This window comes from Pseudomonas sp. 2FG, assembly GCF_005502935.1.
Taxonomy (GTDB): Bacteria; Pseudomonadota; Gammaproteobacteria; order Pseudomonadales; family Pseudomonadaceae; genus Aquipseudomonas.
On sequence record NZ_SCMP01000003.1, the window covers coordinates 175,167 to 194,727 of the forward strand.

At 61.7% G+C, this 19,561-nt stretch carries 15 protein-coding genes; 5 read left to right on the forward strand and 10 right to left on the reverse strand.

Annotation, left to right across the window (positions count from 1 at the left end; translation table 11 throughout):
• Nucleotides 1–51: 51 nt before the first annotated feature.
• The 3 genes from mfd to FFS13_RS04345 all read left to right on the forward strand — a co-directional run bounded on the left by mfd (nucleotide 52) and on the right by FFS13_RS04345 (nucleotide 7,416).
• Nucleotides 52–3,498: a transcription-repair coupling factor gene (mfd, locus tag FFS13_RS04335; protein ID WP_137817874.1), complete on the forward strand. Its 3,447-nt coding sequence runs from the start codon at nucleotides 52–54 to the stop codon at nucleotides 3,496–3,498.
• 62 nt (nucleotides 3,499–3,560) lie between these two features.
• On the forward strand, nucleotides 3,561–4,085 hold the full coding sequence (locus FFS13_RS04340; protein ID WP_137817875.1) for a CsiV family protein: 525 nt from the start codon (nucleotides 3,561–3,563) through the stop codon (nucleotides 4,083–4,085).
• 10 nt (nucleotides 4,086–4,095) lie between these two features.
• A complete protein-coding gene (locus FFS13_RS04345) occupies nucleotides 4,096–7,416 on the forward strand; it encodes a DEAD/DEAH box helicase (RefSeq protein ID WP_137817876.1) in 3,321 nt (1,106 codons plus the stop codon).
• Nucleotides 7,417–7,491: 75 nt separating this feature from the next.
• Here the strand turns inward: FFS13_RS04345 and FFS13_RS04350 are convergent, their stop codons facing one another.
• The 4 genes from FFS13_RS04350 to FFS13_RS04365 are packed head-to-tail and all read right to left on the reverse strand — an operon-like array spanning nucleotide 7,492 to nucleotide 10,540.
• Complete coding sequence (locus tag FFS13_RS04350; RefSeq protein WP_137817877.1) at nucleotides 7,492–8,229, reverse strand: S-methyl-5'-thioinosine phosphorylase; 738 nt, start codon at nucleotides 8,227–8,229, stop codon at nucleotides 7,492–7,494.
• 11 nt (nucleotides 8,230–8,240) lie between these two features.
• A complete protein-coding gene (gene nagZ, locus FFS13_RS04355) occupies nucleotides 8,241–9,239 on the reverse strand; it encodes a beta-N-acetylhexosaminidase (protein ID WP_171006421.1) in 999 nt (332 codons plus the stop codon).
• Nucleotides 9,240–9,261: 22 nt separating this feature from the next.
• Entirely contained in the window at nucleotides 9,262–9,786 is a 525-nt protein-coding gene (locus tag FFS13_RS04360) for a L,D-transpeptidase (RefSeq protein WP_137817879.1), read from the reverse strand.
• 46 nt (nucleotides 9,787–9,832) lie between these two features.
• Nucleotides 9,833–10,540: a TetR/AcrR family transcriptional regulator gene (locus tag FFS13_RS04365; protein ID WP_137817880.1), complete on the reverse strand. Its 708-nt coding sequence runs from the start codon at nucleotides 10,538–10,540 to the stop codon at nucleotides 9,833–9,835.
• Between the two features lie 280 nt (nucleotides 10,541–10,820).
• Here FFS13_RS04365 and lexA point away from each other — a divergent pair, with 280 nt between their 5' ends.
• On the forward strand, nucleotides 10,821–11,429 hold the full coding sequence (gene lexA / locus FFS13_RS04370; RefSeq protein ID WP_137817881.1) for a transcriptional repressor LexA: 609 nt from the start codon (nucleotides 10,821–10,823) through the stop codon (nucleotides 11,427–11,429).
• Nucleotides 11,430–11,439: 10 nt separating this feature from the next.
• Nucleotides 11,440–11,913, forward strand: coding sequence for an SOS-induced cell division inhibitor SulA (sulA, locus tag FFS13_RS04375; protein WP_137817882.1), 474 nt, complete (start codon nucleotides 11,440–11,442; stop codon nucleotides 11,911–11,913).
• Between the two features lie 166 nt (nucleotides 11,914–12,079).
• Here sulA and FFS13_RS04380 read toward each other — a convergent pair whose 3' ends face one another.
• The 6 genes from FFS13_RS04380 to fadB form a co-directional block, all read right to left on the reverse strand.
• On the reverse strand, nucleotides 12,080–12,313 hold the full coding sequence (locus FFS13_RS04380) for a hypothetical protein (RefSeq protein WP_137817883.1): 234 nt from the start codon (nucleotides 12,311–12,313) through the stop codon (nucleotides 12,080–12,082).
• 76 nt (nucleotides 12,314–12,389) lie between these two features.
• Nucleotides 12,390–12,908, reverse strand: coding sequence for a DUF6586 family protein (locus FFS13_RS04385; protein ID WP_137817884.1), 519 nt, complete (start codon nucleotides 12,906–12,908; stop codon nucleotides 12,390–12,392).
• A gap of 76 nt (nucleotides 12,909–12,984) precedes the next feature.
• Nucleotides 12,985–15,594, reverse strand: coding sequence for a type I DNA topoisomerase (gene topA, locus FFS13_RS04390; RefSeq protein WP_137817885.1), 2,610 nt, complete (start codon nucleotides 15,592–15,594; stop codon nucleotides 12,985–12,987).
• A gap of 114 nt (nucleotides 15,595–15,708) precedes the next feature.
• Complete coding sequence (locus tag FFS13_RS04395; RefSeq protein WP_137817886.1) at nucleotides 15,709–15,945, reverse strand: DUF1653 domain-containing protein; 237 nt, start codon at nucleotides 15,943–15,945, stop codon at nucleotides 15,709–15,711.
• An 89-nt stretch (nucleotides 15,946–16,034) separates the two neighbouring features.
• Nucleotides 16,035–17,210, reverse strand: a complete 1,176-nt coding sequence (gene fadA / locus FFS13_RS04400) for an acetyl-CoA C-acyltransferase FadA (protein ID WP_137817887.1) — start codon at nucleotides 17,208–17,210, stop codon at nucleotides 16,035–16,037.
• Nucleotides 17,211–17,239: 29 nt separating this feature from the next.
• The gene (gene fadB, locus FFS13_RS04405; RefSeq protein WP_137817888.1) at nucleotides 17,240–19,387 is read right to left on the reverse strand and encodes a fatty acid oxidation complex subunit alpha FadB; all 2,148 of its coding nucleotides are present in this window, start codon (nucleotides 19,385–19,387) and stop codon (nucleotides 17,240–17,242) included.
• Nucleotides 19,388–19,561 lie beyond the last annotated feature (174 nt).

Genomic DNA, 19,561 nt, shown 5'->3' on the forward strand with positions numbered 1-19,561 from the left:
CCGCTAGTTACAATCCGCCCGGTCAATCCTCGACCGGAGCCACGACCACTCGTGTCCGTATTGCGTCTACCCACTCTGCCTGCCGCTTCGGGCAAACAACACTGGGGCAACTTGCCCGGCGCCGCGCTCAGCTTGGCTATTGCCGAGGCCGCCAGCGCGGCCAAGCGCTTCACCCTGCTGCTGACCGCCGACAGCCAGAGCGCCGAACGCCTGGAGCAGGAACTGCGCTTCTTCGCGCCCGAGTTGCCGGTACTGCACTTCCCGGACTGGGAAACCTTGCCCTATGACTTGTTCTCGCCGCATCAGGACATCATTTCGCAGCGCATCGCCAGCCTGTACCGCCTGCCGGAGCTGACCCACGGCATATTGGTAGTGCCGATCACCACCGCCCTGCACCGCCTGGCGCCGACGCGTTTTCTGCTCGGCAGCAGTCTGGTGCTGGATGTCGGCCAGAAACTCGATGTCGAACAGATGCGCACCCGCCTGGAGGCCACCGGCTACCGCTGCGTGGACACCGTCTATGAACACGGCGAGTTTGCCGTGCGCGGCGCGCTGATCGACCTGTTCCCGATGGGCAATCCGCTGCCCTATCGCATCGACCTGTTCGATGACGAAATCGAAACCCTGCGGACTTTCGACCCGGAAACCCAACGCTCGATCGACAAGGTCGAGTCCATCCGCCTGCTGCCGGCCCGCGAATTCCCGCTGAATAAAGAAGCCGTAACCGGCTTTCGCGCCCGTTTTCGCGAGCGCTTCGACGTCGATTTCCGCCGCTGCCCCATCTATCAGGATCTCAACAGCGGCATCACCCCGGCGGGCATCGAGTACTACCTGCCGCTGTTCTTCGAGGAAAGCGCTACCCTCTTCGACTACTTGCCGACGGACACCCAGGTGTTTTCCCTGCCGGGTATCGAGCAAGCCAGCGAGCATTTCTGGAACGACGTGCGTAATCGCTACGAAGAGCGCCGCGTCGACCCCGAGCGCCCACTGCTACCGCCTACCGAATTGTTTCTACCGGTCGAAGACTGCTTCGCCCGCCTGAAGAACTGGCCACGCGTGGTCGTCAGCCAACAGGATGTGGACGCCGGCGTCGGCCGCGAGCGTTTCCCCGCGCGCGACTTGCCGGAGCTGGCGATCCAGGCCAAGGCCAACCAACCCTTGGCGGCGCTGGAGCGCTTCCTCGACGAGTTCCCCGGCCGCGTGCTGTTCACCGCCGAGTCCGCCGGGCGCCGCGAAGTCTTGCTGGAGCTGCTGGCGCGCCTGCACCTGCGCCCTCAGGCGGTCGACGGCTGGCTGGACTTCATCGGCAGCGCCGAGCGCCTGGCAATCTGCATAGCCCCGCTGGATGACGGCCTGCTGCTCGAGCAACCCGCCGTCGCGCTGATCGCCGAAAGTCCGCTGTTCGGCCAGCGCGTGATGCAACGCCGACGCCGGGAAAAACGCAGCGACAACGGCGATGCGGTGATCAAGAACCTCACCGAGCTGCGCGAAGGCGCGCCGGTGGTGCATATCGACCATGGCGTCGGCCGCTACCTCGGCCTGATCACCCTGGAAATCGACGGCCAGGCCGCCGAATTCCTCGCCCTGATGTACGCCGAGGAAGCCAAGCTGTATGTGCCGGTCGCCAGCCTGCACCTGATCGCCCGCTACACCGGCAGCGATGACGCCCTGGCGCCCTTGCACCGCCTCGGTTCGGAAACCTGGCAGAAGGCCAAGCGCAAGGCCGCCGAACAAGTTCGCGATGTGGCCGCCGAGCTGCTGGATATCTACGCCCGCCGCGCGGCCCGCGAAGGCTACGCCTTTAAAGACCCGCTGGCCGACTACGCCACCTTCAGCGCCGGCTTCCCCTTCGAGGAAACCCCGGACCAGCAGACCACCATCGACGCGGTGATGGCCGACATGCTGGCGGCGAAACCCATGGATCGCCTGGTCTGCGGCGATGTCGGCTTCGGCAAGACCGAAGTGGCCATGCGCGCCGCCTTTATTGCCGTGCACAGCGGCAAGCAGGTGGCGATTCTGGTGCCGACCACATTGCTCGCCCAGCAGCACTACAACAGCTTCTGCGACCGCTTCGCCGACTGGCCGGTAACGGTCGAAGTGATGAGCCGCTTCAAGTCGAACAAGGAGGTCGATGCAGCCGTACAGCAATTGGCCGAAGGCAAGATCGACATCGTCATCGGCACCCACAAGCTGCTGCAGGACGATGTGAAGATCAAAAACCTCGGCCTGGTCATCATCGACGAAGAACACCGGTTCGGTGTACGCCAAAAGGAACAGCTCAAGGCCCTGCGCAGCGAAGTCGACATCCTCACCCTCACCGCGACCCCCATCCCGAGAACGCTGAATATGGCGGTATCGGGCATGCGCGACCTGTCGATCATCGCCACCCCGCCCGCGCGGCGGTTGTCGGTGCGCACCTTCGTCATGGAACAGCAGAAGCCGATCATCAAAGAAGCCCTGCTGCGTGAGTTGCTGCGCGGCGGCCAGGTCTACTACCTGCACAACGATGTAAAAACCATCGAGAAATGCGCCGCCGACCTCGCCGAACTGGTGCCCGAGGCGCGCATCGGCATCGGCCACGGGCAGATGCACGAACGCGATCTGGAACGGGTGATGAGCGACTTCTACCACAAGCGCTTCAACGTGCTGATCGCCTCGACCATCATCGAGACCGGCATCGACGTGCCAAGCGCCAACACCATCATCATCGAGCGCGCCGACAAGTTCGGCCTGGCGCAGCTGCACCAGCTACGCGGCCGGGTTGGCCGTAGCCACCACCAGGCCTATGCCTACCTGCTGACGCCACCACGCAAACAGATGACCCCGGACGCGGAAAAACGCCTGGAAGCCATCGCCAACACCCAGGATCTCGGCGCCGGTTTTCTGCTGGCGACCAACGACCTGGAAATCCGCGGCGCCGGCGAACTGCTCGGTGACGGCCAGAGCGGACAGATTCAAGCGGTCGGCTTCACTCTCTATATGGAGATGCTCGAACGCGCGGTGAAAGCCATTCGCAAAGGCGAGCAACCCAATCTGGAGCAACCGCTCGGCGGCGGGCCGGAAATCAACCTGCGCGTACCGGCACTGATTCCCGACGCCTATCTGCCCGATGTGCATAGCCGCCTGATCCTCTACAAACGCATCGCCTCGGCTGCCGATGAGGACAGCCTGAAGGAGCTGCAAGTCGAGATGATCGACCGCTTCGGCCTGCTGCCGGAGCCGACCAAGAACCTGGTGCGCCTGACCCTGCTGAAACTGCAGGCCGAGCAGCTCGGGATCAAGAAGCTCGATGCCGGCCCCCAGGGTGGACGGATAGAATTTGCCGCCGACACCCAGGTCGATCCCTTGGTACTGATCAAATTGATCCAAGGCCAACCGAAGCGTTACAGGTTCGAAGGCGCCACGCAGTTTAAATTCCAGGTGCCGATGGAGCGCCCGGAAGAGCGCTTCAATACACTCGAGGCGCTTTTCGAGCGTCTGACCCCACAATCCACCTAGAGGCTGTTGCGCTCGCTCACGACGCCTCTAGGCGAATTGCCCTACCTAAAAAGGACTGATTCATGCGTGCCCTCCGTTGCCTCGCCTTGTTGCTGACCCTCATCGCCCCGACTGCCTTCGCCGACGGCCTGTATCAGGTCGAGCTGATCCTTTTCCGCCAGGCTGGCGAACCGATTCCGGCCAGCCAGACCGCTCCGGATGACTGGGCCGCCGACGCCCAAGCACTAGCCGCGGGCAGTGAGCGCGGCACGGCCCTGAACGCCGAGGCGGCCAAGCTCACCGCCGCCAATGGCTATCAGGTATTGCTGCATCAGGCCTGGCAGCAGAACGTCGGCGAAGCCCCGACGAAAATCGCCCTGTCGAGCGGCGAGCAGCAGTTCGGCCACTTCCCGGTGGAAGGCACGCTAAGCCTGCAGCAGCTGCGCTTTGTCGACCTGGAAAGCGATTTCTGGATCAATCAGTTCGACGCCGACGGCCTGCTCACCGGCAGCGAACGCCTCAAGCAAGGCACCCGCCTGAAGAACGGCGAACTGACCTTCCTCGACCACGGCAGCCTCGGCCTGCTGATCAAGGTATCCCCCCTGTAAGGTTTGGCCGATGCGCTCTACCCTCGAACAGCTGAGGCAACACGCCTGGACCGACGAGTTCGACCGCGGCGCGCTGACCCGTGGCCAGGAGTATGCCCGGCAGAACCGCGTGAGCATTCACTCCTGCGCGGACAACCTGATCAGGGCCAACTGCCGCGGCTCGGGTACGCAGCGCTACGAGCAGCAGATACTCCTCGGCACTCCAGGCACACCGTTGATTGGCCGCTGCAGCTGCCCAGTCGGCTATAACTGCAAGCACTGCGTCGCGGTGTTGCTGCATCTGCTACAGCAGTCGCCCAGTCAGACGGCGACTACGCCCGCCACACCCAAGCTGTCTGGCCCACTGCAGACTTGGCTGCAACAGCTGCCCAAGGCCGACCGCCCCGACGCCAACGCTTACCCGCCGGGCGAACTGTCACGCCTGTATTACCAGCTGGTTCCCGACCTGCTGATCGAGCTGTACAAGGTGCGCCTGCGCAAGGACGGCAGCCTGGCGGAGGTCAAGCCGTACTCCTCGTTGCGCGAAGCGATCCAACGCGAGCCACGCTTTCTACTGCCGCTGGATCTGCGTATCGCCCGCCTGGCTTACAGCAGCAAGGACAACAGCTACCGTTATGACAACCGACTCGACCTGAATGGCGCCAGTGGCGGTGAAATCCTCGCCCTGCTGCTGGAAACTGGCCGGCTGTTCCTCGACCTCGAAGACGACCGGCCCCTGCGCGGCGGCGAACCGCGCCAGGCACACTTCACCTGGCAAAGCATGAGGAACGGCGATTATTGCCCGACCTGGAAAATCGACGCAGCGCCTGCCCTGGAGGTGCTCACGGCGGTCGAGCCGCTGCACTACCTGGATATCGAAACCGGCCAGATCGGCCCGCTGCAGCATGACCTGCCCGCCCGTCTGGCCAGCCACCTGAGCCAGGCACCGAGCGTCAGCGTCGCCGAGGCCGAACTGTTCAGCCTGTCGCTGCGCGAACTGGCCCCCCAGGTGCCGCTCCCCTGCGCGCCGGTGGAGCGGCGGATCGATGATCTGCAGCCAACGCCGCACCTGAGCCTCGGCAGCCACCTGTTCAGCGGCTACCAGCCGAGCACCGGACGCATGGGCAGCGAACACCAGCACCGTGCCGGCCTGAGCTTTCTCTACGCGAGCGCCCGCATTCACGGCAAGAAGGTGGCCGCTGGCGAGCGGATTCGCAGCGTCGACAGTGCGGAAATCCTCAACATCGCCCGCCAGCCCGAGGCCGAACGCGCGCTACGCCAGCAGCTGGAACGGCTCGGCTTGTGCCCTGCCCTGCGGCAAAGCCAGGCCCTGCCCAAAGACTCGGCGGAAATGTTCGACCTGGCCAGCGAAGCAGACTGGCTCGACTTCGTTCAACAGGGGCTGCCGCAACTGCGCAAGCAGGGTTGGCAGATCGAGATCAAGCCCGGCTTCCTCTTCGACCTGACGCCGGTGGACGCCTGGTATGCCGAGCTGGACGAAGCCCCCGAACGCGAATGGTTCGACCTGGCCCTGGGCATAGTGGTCGATGGCCAGCGCATCAGCCTGCTACCGGTATTGCTGAAACTGATTCGGCAAAATCCGCAACTGCTCAGCGCGACCAACCTGGCACTGCGGGCCGACGACGAGTTGCTGCGCCTGAAGCTCGACAGCGTACGCCAGGAAGACGGCCGCGCACTGCAGGTGGTGCTGCCCTTTGGCCGCCTCAAGCCGATCCTCGCCACCCTCGGCGAGCTGTACCTGCGCGACCAGGAGCCGAGCACAGCATTGCGCCTGGGCCGGGCCGACGCCGCCCGCCTGAGCGCGCTGGACGCCCTGGATCTGGAATGGCAAGGCGGCGAACGCCTGCGTGAATTCGCCCGCCGCCTGCGCGACTGCCAGAGCAGCCCGGCGCTCGCCCCGCCCGGCCTGCGGGCCGAACTGCGGCCCTACCAGCTCGAAGGCCTCGGCTGGATGCAGACCCTGCGCGAGCTGGAAGCCGGCGGCATCCTCGGTGACGACATGGGCCTGGGCAAGACCCTGCAGACCCTGGCTCACCTGCTCACGGAAAAACACGCCGGGCGCCTCGACCGCCCGGCCCTGGCGGTCATGCCCACCAGCCTGATCCCCAACTGGCAGGACGAAGCTGCGCGCTTCGCTCCGCAACTGCGGGTGCTCGCCCTGCACGGCCCGCAGCGGCACAAGGATTTTGACCGCCTCGGCGAATACGACCTGCTGCTGACCACCTATGCGCTGCTGCCCCGCGACCTCGAACGGCTGAAAGCGCAGCCCCTGCATGTACTGATCCTCGACGAGGCGCAATACATCAAGAACCCCGCCAGCAAGGCCGCCCAGGCTGCGTGCCAGCTCGACGCCCAGCAGCGCCTGTGCCTGTCCGGCACGCCCTTGGAAAACCACCTGGGCGAACTCTGGTCGCTGTACCACTTCCTGATGCCCGGCTGGCTCGGCGACAGCAAGCGCTTCACCCGCGACTACCGCACGCCTATCGAGAAGCACGGCGACAGCGCCCGCCTGGCCCACCTCAATGCGCGGATCAAACCCTTCCTGCTGCGGCGCAAGAAGGATCAGGTGGCCAAGGAACTGCCGGCCAAGAGCGAGATCGTGCACTGGGTCGAACTCAGCGAAGCGCAACGCGACCTCTACGAAACCGTGCGCCTGGCGATGGACAAGAAGGTCCGCGAGGAAATCGACCGTAAGGGCCTGGCGCGCAGCCAGATCGTCATTCTCGAAGCCCTGCTGAAACTGCGCCAGGTCTGCTGCGACCTGCGCCTGGTGAAAAGCGCCGGCACCCCGCAAAAGCCCCACGGTGACCATTCGGGCAAGCTCGACAGCCTGCTGGAGATGCTCGAGGAGCTGCTCGCCGAAGGCCGCCGCGTGCTGCTGTTCTCGCAGTTCACCTCGATGCTGGCGCTGATCGAAGAAGAACTGCAGCGCCGCGACATCGCCTATGTGCAGATCACCGGCGAAACCACGGACCGCCGCACCCCGGTACAGCAGTTCCAGAGCGGCGCGGTACCGCTGTTCCTGATCAGCCTGAAAGCCGGCGGCACCGGCCTCAACCTGACCGCCGCCGACACCGTGATCCACTACGACCCCTGGTGGAACCCGGCCGCGGAAAACCAGGCCACCGACCGCGCCTACCGTATCGGCCAGGACAAGCCGGTGTTCGTCTACAAGCTGATCGCCCGTGGCACCGTCGAGGAGAAAATCCAGCAACTGCAGCAGAAAAAAGCCGCCCTCGCCGCCGGCGTACTGGAAAACGGCGGCAAAGGTGACTGGCAACTGCAGCCAAGCGACATCGACGCACTCTTCGCGCCACTGCCGATGGGATAGCTGCGAGCTAGCCGGATCAGGACTGTAGGGTGGGTTAGCCGCAGGCGTAACCCAGCATCCGGCCCGAGAAGCTTCTTATCCCGCCAACACCCTGGCCAATACCGCCTTGACCTTGTCGATGCCGTCGGCCAGTGCCTGTTCGATCTCGGCCATGGTGATGATCCCAGTCGACTTGCCGGCCGCCGGGTTGACCACCAGCGCCAGGCAGGCGTAAGGCAGCTCAAGCTCACGGGCCAAAGCGGCCTCCGGCATGCCGGTCATGCCGACGATGTCGCAACCGTCGCGCTCCAACCGGGCGATCTCGGCCACCGTCTCCAGACGCGGGCCCTGGGTGCAGGCATACACGCCATGCCCGCTGAACGCGCAGCCTCCCGCCGCCAGCGCTGCCGTCAACTGCTCGCGCAGCGCAGCATCGTAGGGGTAGCTGAAATCCACGTGGGTCACATGCTCCAGCTCACCCGCGAAGAAGCTGTGCTCACGCCCGGAGGTGTAATCGATGATCTGGTGTGGCACGCAGAAATGCCCAGTGCCCATGGCCGGGTGAATACCGCCGACGGCATTCACCGCCAGAATCGCCTGCGCCCCTGCCTGTTTGAGCGCCCACAAATTGGCCCGGTAATTGACCTGATGCGGCGGAATGCGGTGCGGATGGCCATGGCGAGCCAGGAACAGTACTTCGCGCCCCGCGTAGTTACCGCGCAGCACGGGCGCAGAAGGAGCGCCATAGGGGGTATCCAGATTCAGCACCGCGCTGATGGTCAGGCCCTCCAACTCGGTAAGGCCGGTACCACCAATAATGGCGTAGACAGTCATGTTCGTTATCCTCAGTCAATCAACTGGGCGGCCTGCAAGGCGCCCACGGCCTGGAGCCAACGCGGGCTCTGGCGATATTCGGTGGTCGGGAAGGCCTGGCCGCGCATCCGCGCCAGACGCGCTGGTGGCTGCACTTTCAGACGCTGCAAAGCGCTCAAGGCCAGTTCTGCAGCGCCGCGCTCATTGCACACCAGCCCCATGTCGCAGCCCGCAGTCAGGGCAGCCTCGATCCGGTTCGCCGCATCGCCCACCACATGGGCGCCAGCCATGGACAGGTCATCGCTGAAGATCACCCCATCGAACCGCAACTCACCGCGCAGGATGTCCTGCAGCCAACGACGGGAGAAACCGGCCGGCTGGCCGTCCACCTGCGGGTAGATGACATGGGCCGGCATCACCGCGGCCAACTGCTGACTTAATGCCGCGAAAGGCCGCAGATCACTAGCGCGGATCTGCTCCAGGCTGCGCTCGTCAACGGGAATCGCCACATGAGAGTCCGCCTCCGCCCAGCCATGGCCGGGAAAATGCTTGCCGGTCGCCGCCATACCGGCCGCGTTCATGCCGCGAATGAAGGCACCGGCCAGCAGCGTGGCCCGCTGTGGGTCGCCCTCGAAAGCACGGCTACCGACCACCGCACTGCGCTGATAATCCAGATCGAGCACCGGCGCAAAGCTCAGATCCAGCCCCACCGCCAGCACTTCGGTAGCCATCAGCCAACCGCACTGCTCGGCCAGCCACTCGGCATTAGCGTTATCGGCAATCGCCCGCATCGCCGGCAACCGCACGAAACCTTGGCGCAGGCGCTGTACTCGCCCCCCCTCTTGATCCACCGCCAACAACAAATCCGGACGCACGGCACGAATCGCCGCAGACAGCTCCCGCACCTGTCGCGGATGCTCGATATTGCGCGCGAACAAGATCAGACCGCCCACTTGCGGCTGGCGCAGTAGTTGGCGGTCTTCGGCGGTCAGCCAAGTGCCGCCGATATCCAGCATCAATGAGCCTTGCAGGCCAGAAGTCATAACAAAATCCTTAGCTGAGTTCGGCCGCCGCCCATGCCGGGCACGGCGCTTCATCTATCTGTACAGCGCAGTGGACGGGCACACGGGGAAAGAGTTCCAGCACATCGCGATTGCGCAGGCGAATGCAGCCGTGGGAGCCAGCTATCCCCAGCGGCTCGGTGTCCGGGGTGCCATGCAGATAGACATAACGGCGGAAGGTATCCACAACACCGAGACGATTGCGCCCCAACTCGCAGCCGCTTAGCCAGAGAATGCGGGTGAGGATCCAATCGCGATCGGGAAACTGCTCGCTCAGCGCCTCCGACCAGACCTCGCCCGTCCAACGCCGCCCACGCAGCACCGCACCCACGGGTAGCCCTTCGCCAATCTTCGCGCGCACCTGATGCAGGCCGCGCGGCGTACAGCCGGAGCCGTTTTGCTCACCCGGTCCATTCAGTGCAGTGGAAACCGCCAGGCGCAGCACCAACTGCCCATTGGCAAAGCCGTACAGGCATTGGTCGGCGAGAGAGATATGGAGAAGATCGAGGGCACGCATGGCGGCTAGCTTAGCCGATCACATCGGCGGCGCCCACCGCTCGACGTCAAACCTTGGCGGTGGCGACTGCGGTTTTGCTGCGCGGACGAAGCTGCGCGCTGGCCAGGGCTTCATCGGTCACCCCGGTTTCAGAACGCATGCCCGCAGCGAGGAATGGCACCATCAGGCGCATGACCTGCTCAATCGAGGTATTCACCCCGAAGTCGGTCTCGGCAATAGCGCGCAACGCCTTGATCCCAGACATGCTGAAAGCGGCCGCACCGAGCATGAAGTGCACCCGCCAGAACAGCTCGATGGGGGGAATTCGCGGCGCCGCCTCATGCACCAGCTGCATATAGCGGCGAAACACCTTGCCGTACATGTCTTCCAGGTAACGCCGCAGGTGACCCTGACTCTGACTGAACGCCAACCCTAACAGGCGCATGAAAATCGACAGATCATTGCCACTGCGTGGTTTCACCGCCAAGGCTTGCTCGACCAGGATCTCCAGCAGATCTTCCAGGCTGGCCTTGTGATCGGCTTTAGCCTGACGACGATCCAGTTCCCGCTCGAGACTGGCACAGAAAGGCCCGAGGAAGCGCGAGAACACCGCCTGGATCAGCGCTTTCTTCGACCCGAAGTGATAGTTCACCGCCGCCAGGTTGACCCCGGCCTTGCTGGTGATCAAGCGTAACGACGTCTCAGCGAAACCTTTCTCCGCGAACAGCTGTTCGGCAGCATCGAGGATGCGTTCGACGGTTTCTGACTGGGCCATTGAATATCACCTAACAAACACTTGTTTGAAACATACGTTTCAAGCCGCAACCTTGTCAAGTCGCATGAGCCGCCTTTCGGCCGGCCAGTCACGGACTTTTATAACAGACTGACTTTTATAACAGAGAGGCTTACTGCAAGACGTCCGCCAAGCGCCTGAAGTAACAGTCCTTGCTCGTCCGCTGCCAGTAGAAAAGCTTCAAAGCTGCAAAAAGGAGGATTGCCAAGCCTCGATCACTGTATATAATCACAGTCACTGTATAAAAAGACAGAGCTCAATAATGCTAAAACTGACGCCCCGCCAAGCTGAGATTCTCGCCTTTATCAAGCGCTGCCTTGAAGACCACGGCTACCCGCCGACCCGCGCAGAGATTGCCCAGGAACTCGGCTTCAAGTCACCCAACGCAGCCGAGGAACACCTCAAGGCGCTCGCCCGCAAAGGCGCGATTGAAATGACCCCAGGTGCTTCACGCGGCATCCGCATTCCCGGTTTTGAGCCGAGCAATGAGGAAGACGGCCTGCCCATCATTGGTCGCGTCGCTGCTGGCGCACCGATTCTGGCACAACAACATATCGAAGAATCCTGCCGGATCAACCCGGCTTTCTTCCACCCACGAGCCGACTACTTGTTGCGTGTCCGCGGCATGAGCATGAAAGACGTCGGCATCTTCGATGGCGACCTGCTCGCCGTGCACACCACCCAAGAAGCACGCAACGGCCAAATTGTTGTGGCGCGCCTCGGTGACGAAGTGACAGTAAAACGCTTTAAACGCGAAGGCGACAAGGTCTGGCTGATTGCCGAGAACCCTGAGTTCGCGCCCATCGAAGTGGACCTGGAAGCACAGGATCTGGTGATCGAAGGTTTGAGTGTCGGCGTTATTCGCCGCTAAAGGAGACTTTATGCAGTTCCCGCAGTCGCTGAACCGTACACAGCTTCCACTGTTCGAGGCCTTTCTGGCTCAACCGGTGACACCGCTGTTAACCGAAGCTGTGGAATCAGCTTGGTTTGATGACCCGGAAACCTTTAGCGAGCTGTCGCTGCGCGGCGCTGCCGGGAACTGCCTACACCTGCTCGCACCCATACTGCGCGAACTGAGTCAGGAAAAAGATGCCCGCTGGCTAACGCTGATCGCCCCACCAGCAAGCCTGACCCAAGCCTGGCTACGCGATGCAGGACTGAACCGCGAACGCATCCTCCTGCTCCAACCACGTGGCGAACAGAGCGCCCTCGACCTTGCTTGCGAAGCTCTGCGCCTGGGCCGCAGCCATACAGTCGTAAGCTGGCTGCACCCGCTGCAGCGTCCGGCGCGCCAGCAACTTGCCGATGCCGCTCGCCTGGGCAAAGCACAAAGTCTGAATATCAGCCTGGGCTAAAGATCACTGATCGATTTCAGCCGCTGATCGGCACATGGATGTGCCACTCGCAACACAAAGACATTTACTTTGCCTAGAGAAATGCCGAGGCAGAAGGGCTTGCCGCGCTAGAAGAGCGCTTCAGGAAGAACCGCTCGATCAACTACTGGAAAGTGACGCGCGCCGATCAGTGAAGTACGCGCGGCCCATCTTCTCGCTCAAAATCACCCTCAGCCAATCGACCCGCCATTTGCACGCCGACATTCAACATGGCCTTAGCGACTTCAATATGGTGACCCTGCAGAAAGGCCTTGGCATCGGCAGAAAAATCTAGAACTACCAACGCCTCTTCATCCTCTGCACGACGCAAGGCAATGCGCCCGTCGGGCAACTCGACGATTTCAAGAAAGGATGTAGGCATAAAATCTAATCTCCACGAAAGGCCGTTAGTGTACCAGCCAGCTTGGCCTCTCCCCTAGCCCACCTATCCACCCAACTCAGCACTCGCTGAGCGACTCACGAAAACGCAAGGCCAACACTTTGAGCTGCTGACGCCAGTCTTCCAGCAGTAGACGCGCCAGTGGCGGCTCGTCCTCATCCAGGCTGAGCGACTCGATCAAGGGCAGCGTCGGATCAATTTTCGCCTTTTTCGGCGCTTGTGGCGGCTGAAAGAGTGCCGCATAGGCTGCCACCAACTGGGCAAGCCAGGTCTCCGACTGCTGCGCCAGTTCTACCAGCTCAGCCAACTCTGGGCTCGGCGCGGTATCCAATACGGCTTTCGTCAGCACTAGCTCCACGCGCGGAACATTGGTCTCCGCCAGCCGGTAATAGCCGGCGATTTCATGGCAAAGGCCTAGCAGCCCACCGTACAGGTGAAATAACGCCGCCTCGCGCTCGGCCTGAATCAGCGCCTGGGCGTTCATCGCGCGCCCCTCTTCTGCTTGGCGCCAGGCATCCAGGGCCAAGCCAGCAAAATAGAGTTTTTGGTTGGTGCGGGTATACAGTTCATGGGCCATTACGGCGCCCTCCACAGCAGATACGGTCAATATACGCGCGCTAGCAAAGGCCGGCGCGCGTTCTATCTGATCCCGCTTAGCGTTTGTCTTCGACCTTCCAGGCCCCGCCGCCGTAGAACGCCCGCCAGCCGGTGGGCTTACCGTCCACCTCGCTCTGTACATACTGTTCGCGAGTCTTGCGGCTGTAGCGAATCACCGCAGGACGCCCATCCGGGTCCTTCTTCGGCGCCTCGATCAGGAAGTGATACTTCGGATCGATTTCGTCCTTGTGCGGAATCAGCTCCAGCACCAGAGGCGCGCGGGTTTCACGGTTCTTCGGAAACTGGCTGGCAGCGAGAAACAGACCGGAAGCGCCATCGCGCAGTACGTAGGTGTCGTTAACCTTCTCGCACTTCAGCTCCGGCATCTTCACCGCATCCATCTTCGGCGGCGCCGGCTCGCCACTTTTCAGCAGCTTGCGGGTGTTCTTGCACTCAGCATTGGTGCAACCGAAGAATTTACCAAATCGACCGGTCTTCAACTGCATCTGGCTGCCGCACTTATCGCACTCGAGACTTGGCCCTTCATAGCCCTTGATGCGGTACTGACCCTGCTCGATCTCATAGCCCGTGCAATCCGGGTTGTTACCGCAGATATGCAGCTTACGCGTCTCATCCAGCAGATAGGCATCCATCGCAGTGCCGCACCTCTGGCAGCGATGCTTGCCCAGCAGCACCCGGGATTCGGATTCGCCTTCATCATCGGCTGCGATCTCATCGCCGGGAATCAGGTTGAGGGTAGACTTGCAGCGCTCTTTCGGCGGCAGGCTGTAGCCCGAGCAGCCGAGGAATACGCCGGTCGAGGCGGTACGAATCATCATCGGCCGAGCGCATTCGCGGCAGGCGATATCGGTCGGCGTCGGCTGATTGGCACGCATGCCGCTGTCGGTTTCGGCAGCCACTTCGAGCTTTTTCTTGAAGTCGCCGTAGAACTCATCCAGCACGTGCTTCCACTCGCGCTCGCCCTGGGCCACATCGTCCAGGTGCTCCTCCATGCCGGCAGTGAAGCCGTAGTCCATCAGGTTGGAGAAACTCTCGGAGAGACGCTCGGTGACGATGTCGCCCATTTTTTCCGAGTAGAAACGACGGTTGTGCAGCGCTACGTAACCGCGCTCCTGAATCGTCGAGATGATTGCGGCGTAAGTGGATGGGCGGCCAATACCACGCTTCTCCATCTCCTTGACCAGGCTGGCTTCCGAGTAACGCGCCGGCGGCTTGGTGAAGTGCTGGCTCGGATCGAGCTTGAGCAACTTCAGCACTTCGCCTTCGCTCATGTCCGGCAGCACATCGTCATCACCGGGCTTGCTCAACTGCGGCAGCGCGCGGGTATAGCCATCGAACTTGAGAATGCGGCCCTTGGCGCGCAGTTCGAACTTGCTGGCCGCCACGCTGACGGTGGTCGACAGGTATTCCGCCGGCGGCATCTGGCAGGCGACGAACTGACGCCAGATCAGCTCATACAGACGCTCGGCATCACGCTCCATGCCGGACAACTGGGTCGGTTTGAGGTTGACGTCGGACGGGCGAATCGCCTCGTGCGCTTCCTGCGCGCCTTCCTTGCTGCTGTAGACATTCGGCTTGGCGGGCAGGTATTTCTTGCCAAACTCGCCTTCGATAAAGTCACGAACCATGCTCACGGCATCGGCCGAGAGATTGGTCGAATCGGTACGCATATAGGTGATGTAGCCAGCCTCATACAGACGCTGGGCCATCATCATGGTCTTCTTCACGCCAAAGCCGAGGCGATTGCTCCCCGCCTGCTGCAAGGTGGAAGTGATGAAAGGTGCCGACGGCTTGCTACTGGTCGGTTTGTCTTCACGCTTGACGATGCTGTAGCTGGAAGCCTTGAGCTTCTCCAGCGCAGCCATGGCCTGCTGTTCATTCAGCGGCTTGAACGCCTCGCCATTCTCACGCGCGACTTCAAAGCGGACATTGGCGCCTTTGGCGGTGCCCAGGTTGGCGTGGATCTCCCAGTACTCTTCCGGGTTGAAGGCACGAATTTCCCGTTCACGCTCGACCACCAGTTTCACCGCTACCGACTGCACACGGCCGGCGGACAGCCCGCGGGCGATCTTCGCCCACAGCAGCGGCGAGACCATGTAGCCGACCACCCGGTCGAGGAAACGGCGCGCCTGTTGCGCGTTGACCCGGTTGATGTCCAGTTCGCCCGGCTTGGAGAAGGCTTCCTGAATCGCCTTCTTGGTGATCTCGTTGAACACCACGCGCTTGTAGCGGCTGTCATCGCCACCGATGGCTTCGCGCAAGTGCCAGGCAATCGCCTCTCCCTCGCGGTCCAAGTCGGTTGCGAGATAGATGGTATCGGCATCCTTGGCGAGCCGGCGCAACTCTTCGACGACCTTTTCCTTGCCTGGAAGGATCTCGTACTTGGCCTTCCAGCCATGCTCGGGATCGACCCCCATGCGCGCGACCAGCTGACGCTTGGCTTTTTCCTTGGCTGTCAGCACCGGCGCTTCGGCCGCAGCGGCCTTGCCGCGCTTGGCCGGCTCTTTGCTGGCACTGGCCGAACCGCTGGTAGGCAGGTCACGGATATGGCCGATGCTCGACTTCACCACGTACTCGTTGCCCAAGTACTTGTTGATGGTCTTGGCCTTGGCCGGGGATTCCACGATGACCAGCGATTTGCCCATGGATCGGAAATTTCCTGAATTCGAGAAGTGAAAGGCGGGAGGCGCCTGTCGCGGCACCGCTATATATAGTGGTGACCAAGGTGAGGTCAAGCGTGCGTCAAGTTCGATGTCGGCTCAGGGCTGCACGAAGAGGTCCGCTTCAGCCTGAATCAAAGCAAAGCGCGGCACGACCTGCCCGTCCACCTCGACGGTCTCACGGAACATGCTCAGCGGACGTACCCACAGACCGTAATCACCGTAAAGGGCCTGATAAACCACGACCTGCTCTTCTGTCTCGGAATGCCGAGCCACCCCAAATACGCGGTACTCAGGGCCTTTGTAGTGACGATAGAGACCAGGTTGTAGCTGCATCATGCGGCTCCTTGCTGCTGCAAAATAAAAAATACCGAACCCAAAACAAAAACCGGGGCACTGGGCCCCGGTTACGTATCGTCAAACGCTTAGATGCGTTCGAAGATAGTGGAGATACCTTGGCCGAGTCCGATACACATAGTGGACACGCCGAAAGTACCGCCGTTCTGCTTCATCACATTCAGCAAGGTCCCGGAGATACGCGCGCCGGAGCAGCCGAACGGGTGACCCAGGGCGATCGCGCCGCCGTGCAGGTTAACCTTCTCGTTCATCTTGTCGAGCACTTTCAAATCCTTCAGCACTGGCAGGGCCTGTGCGGCGAAGGCTTCGTTAAGCTCGATGAAGTCGATGTCAGCCATGCTCAGACCCGCACGCTTCAGCGCTTTCTGCGTGGCCGGCACCGGGCCGTAACCCATGATTGCCGGGTCAACGCCCGCTACCGCCATGGCACGGATCACGGCCATCGGCTGGATGCCGAGGTCCTGAGCGCGCTGGGCCGACATGACGATCATGCAGGAAGCACCGTCAGTGATCTGCGAGGACGTACCTGCAGTCACGGTGCCGCCTTTGGGGTTGAACGCAGGCTTCAGTGCAGCCAGGCTTTCCAGGGTAGTTTCCGGACGAATGGTCTCGTCGTAGTCAAACACTTTCAGGAAACCGTTCTCATCAAAGCCTTGCATCGGGATGATTTCATCCTTGAACTTGCCTTCGACGGTGGCCTTGTGCGCCAGGCGGTGCGAACGCTCACCGAACGCATCCTGCTGCTCACGGCTGATGCCATGCATCTTGCCAAGCATTTCAGCGGTCAGGCCCATCATGCCCGACGCCTTGGCGGCGTACAGGGACAGGTGCGGGTTCGGATCGACACCGTGCATCATGCCGACGTGGCCCATGTGTTCCACGCCGCCGATGACAAACACGTCACCGTTGCCGGTCATGATGGCCTGCGCAGCAGTGTGCAGGGCGCTCATGGAGGAACCACACAGGCGGCTGACGGTTTGGCCGGCGCTGGTGTGCGGGATCGGGGTCATCAGCGACGCCATGCGCGCGATGTTCCAACCTTGTTCCAGGGTCTGGTTAACGCAGCCCCAGATCACATCTTCCACTTCGGCCGGATCGACCTTGGGGTTGCGTGCCAGCACGCCAGTGATCAGTTGCGCGGACATGCTGTCGGCGCGGGTGTTGCGGTGCATACCACCCTTGGAACGACCCATCGGGGTGCGACCGAAGTCGACAATCACCACGTCTCTTGGATTCAGGCTCATAAATTCACTCTCGCTCTATCGTTCCGCGCTTAACCGAAGAAGCTCTGGCCTTTAGCGGCCATCTCACGCAGCTTCGCGGTGGGGTGGTACAGCGCGCCCAGGTCGGCGTACTTGTCGGCCAGGGCGACGAACTCGGCTACACCGACGGAGTCGATGTAGCGCAGTGCACCACCACGGAAGGGTGGGAAGCCGATGCCGTAGATCAAGCCCATATCGGCTTCAGCTGCGGTTTCGACTATGCCGTCTTCCAGGCAACGTACGGTTTCCAGGCACAGCGGGATCATCATGAAGTTGATGATGTCTTCATCGGTCACTTCACGCTGTTCGCTGATCACTGGCTTGAGCACTTCGTAGGCAACCGGGTCAGCCACTTTCTTCGGCTTACCGCGCTTGTCCATCTCGTAGGCATAGAAGCCTTTGCCATTCTTCTGGCCCAGGCGGTTGGCTTCGTACATCACATCAACGGCAGTACGACCTTCGACGGCCATACGATCCGGGAAGCCTTCAGCCATCACATCACGACCGTGGTGGCCAGTGTCGATGCCGACCACGTCTGAGAGGTAAGCCGGGCCCATGGGCCAGCCGAACTTCTCCATGACTTTGTCGATACGCACGAAGTCGACGCCGGCGCTGATCAGCTTGGAGAAGCCACCGAAGTACGGGAACAGCACACGGTTGACCAGGAAGCCTGGGCAATCGTTGACCACGATCGGGCTCTTGCCCATTTTCTTGGCGTAGGCAACGGTGGTGGCAACCGCCACTTCGCTGGACTTCTCACCACGGATCACTTCCACCAGCGGCATCATGTGCACCGGGTTGAAGAAGTGCATGCCGACGAAGTTTTCCGGACGCTTGAGCGCCTTGGCCAGCAGGCTGATGGAAATAGTCGAGGTGTTGGAGGCCAGAATGGTGTCCTCTTTAACCTTGTCTTCCACTTCGGCCAATACCGCTTGCTTGACCTTCGGGTTCTCGACCACGGCTTCGACGACGATGTCGACGTTGCCAAAATCACCGTAGGACATGGTCGGACGGATAGCGGTGAGGGCTTCAGCCATCTTCGCAGCGGTCAGGCGGCCTTTGGCGACGCGGTTACCCAGCAGCTTGGAGGCCTCGTTAAGCCCCATCTGGATGCCGTCTTCGCGAATATCCTTCATCAGGATCGGCGTGCCCTTGACTGCGGACTGGTAGGCAATACCGCCGCCCATGATGCCAGCGCCGAGTACGGCCGCCAGCTTCACGTCTTTGGCGACTTCGTCGTAACCCTTGGCCTTCTTCTTCAGCTCCTGATCGTTCAGGAACAGACCGACCAGGCTCTGCGAAGCAGACGTTTTCGCCAGCTTGACGAAACCGGCGGCTTCGGCTTCCAGGGCTTTGTCGCGGCCAAAGTTGGCGGCTTTCTGGATGGTCTTGATCGCTTCGACCGGAGCCGGGTAGTTCGGGCCGGCCTGGCCTGCGACGAAACCTTTCGCGGTTTCGAAGGCCATCATCTGCTCGATGGCGTTGAGCTTGATTTTTTCCAGCTTCGGCTGACGCTTGGCTTTGAAATCCAGCTCGCCGGAGATGGCGCGCTTGACCAAGTCCAGAGCCGCGGCTTGCAGCTTGTCGGCCGCAACCACGGCATCGACAGCACCTACTTTCAGGGCGTCGACCGCGTTGTTTTCCTTGCCGGAAGCGATCCACTCGATGGCGTTATCGGTACCGATAACCCGCGGCAGACGCACGGTGCCGCCAAAGCCCGGGTAAATACCCAGTTTGACTTCTGGCAGGCCAACTTTGGCGCTGCCAGCGATGACGCGATAATCCGCAGCCAGGCACATTTCAAAACCACCGCCCAGAGCGATGCCATTGATCGCTACAACGGTTGGCACGCCGAGGTCTTCAAAATCACTGAAGATCTTGTTGGCTTCGAGGTTACCGGCCACCAACTCTTCATCGGACAACTTGAAGCTGTCGACGAACTCGGTGATATCGGCGCCGACGATAAACACGTCTTTGCCGCTGGTGACGATCACGCCCTTGATCGAACCATCTGCCTTGATGGCGTCCACCGCCTGGCGCAGATCGGCCAGTGTGAGACGGTTGAATTTGTTGACGGACTCACCCTTGAGGTCGAAATTCAATTCGACGATGCCGCTCTCAAGAGCCTTAACCGTGATGGCTTTACCTTCGTAAATCATCAACTGATCTCCACGGTATGGAAGCTGAACAGTACACGTCGGACGCCAAGCAGCGGGCTCACCCGCAGCAGAACTGTCGAGGATAGCCTCAAGCAGCCTGACACACCCGCCGACGCGATATTCGGGCTCTTATGAACCGCGCTGCACAAGACAAACACTCGATTCATACGCCCG

What these genes read in the sequence shown, in the direction of transcription:
- FFS13_RS04340 (WP_137817875.1), top strand. Translation starts at nt 3,561, where the DNA reads ATGCGTGCCCTCCGTTGCCTCGCCTTGTTGCTGACCCTCATCGCCCCG.
- FFS13_RS04345 (WP_137817876.1), top strand. Translation starts at nt 4,096, where the DNA reads ATGCGCTCTACCCTCGAACAGCTGAGGCAACACGCCTGGACCGACGAG.
- FFS13_RS04350 (WP_137817877.1), bottom strand. Translation starts at nt 8,229, where the DNA reads ATGACTGTCTACGCCATTATTGGTGGTACCGGCCTTACCGAGTTGGAG.
- FFS13_RS04360 (WP_137817879.1), bottom strand. Translation starts at nt 9,786, where the DNA reads ATGCGTGCCCTCGATCTTCTCCATATCTCTCTCGCCGACCAATGCCTG.
- FFS13_RS04365 (WP_137817880.1), bottom strand. Translation starts at nt 10,540, where the DNA reads ATGGCCCAGTCAGAAACCGTCGAACGCATCCTCGATGCTGCCGAACAG.
- lexA (WP_137817881.1), top strand. Translation starts at nt 10,821, where the DNA reads ATGCTAAAACTGACGCCCCGCCAAGCTGAGATTCTCGCCTTTATCAAG.
- sulA (WP_137817882.1), top strand. Translation starts at nt 11,440, where the DNA reads ATGCAGTTCCCGCAGTCGCTGAACCGTACACAGCTTCCACTGTTCGAG.
- FFS13_RS04380 (WP_137817883.1), bottom strand. Translation starts at nt 12,313, where the DNA reads ATGCCTACATCCTTTCTTGAAATCGTCGAGTTGCCCGACGGGCGCATT.
- FFS13_RS04385 (WP_137817884.1), bottom strand. Translation starts at nt 12,908, where the DNA reads ATGGCCCATGAACTGTATACCCGCACCAACCAAAAACTCTATTTTGCT.
- topA (WP_137817885.1), bottom strand. Translation starts at nt 15,594, where the DNA reads ATGGGCAAATCGCTGGTCATCGTGGAATCCCCGGCCAAGGCCAAGACC.
- FFS13_RS04395 (WP_137817886.1), bottom strand. Translation starts at nt 15,945, where the DNA reads ATGCAGCTACAACCTGGTCTCTATCGTCACTACAAAGGCCCTGAGTAC.
- fadA (WP_137817887.1), bottom strand. Translation starts at nt 17,210, where the DNA reads ATGAGCCTGAATCCAAGAGACGTGGTGATTGTCGACTTCGGTCGCACC.
- fadB (WP_137817888.1), bottom strand. Translation starts at nt 19,387, where the DNA reads ATGATTTACGAAGGTAAAGCCATCACGGTTAAGGCTCTTGAGAGCGGC.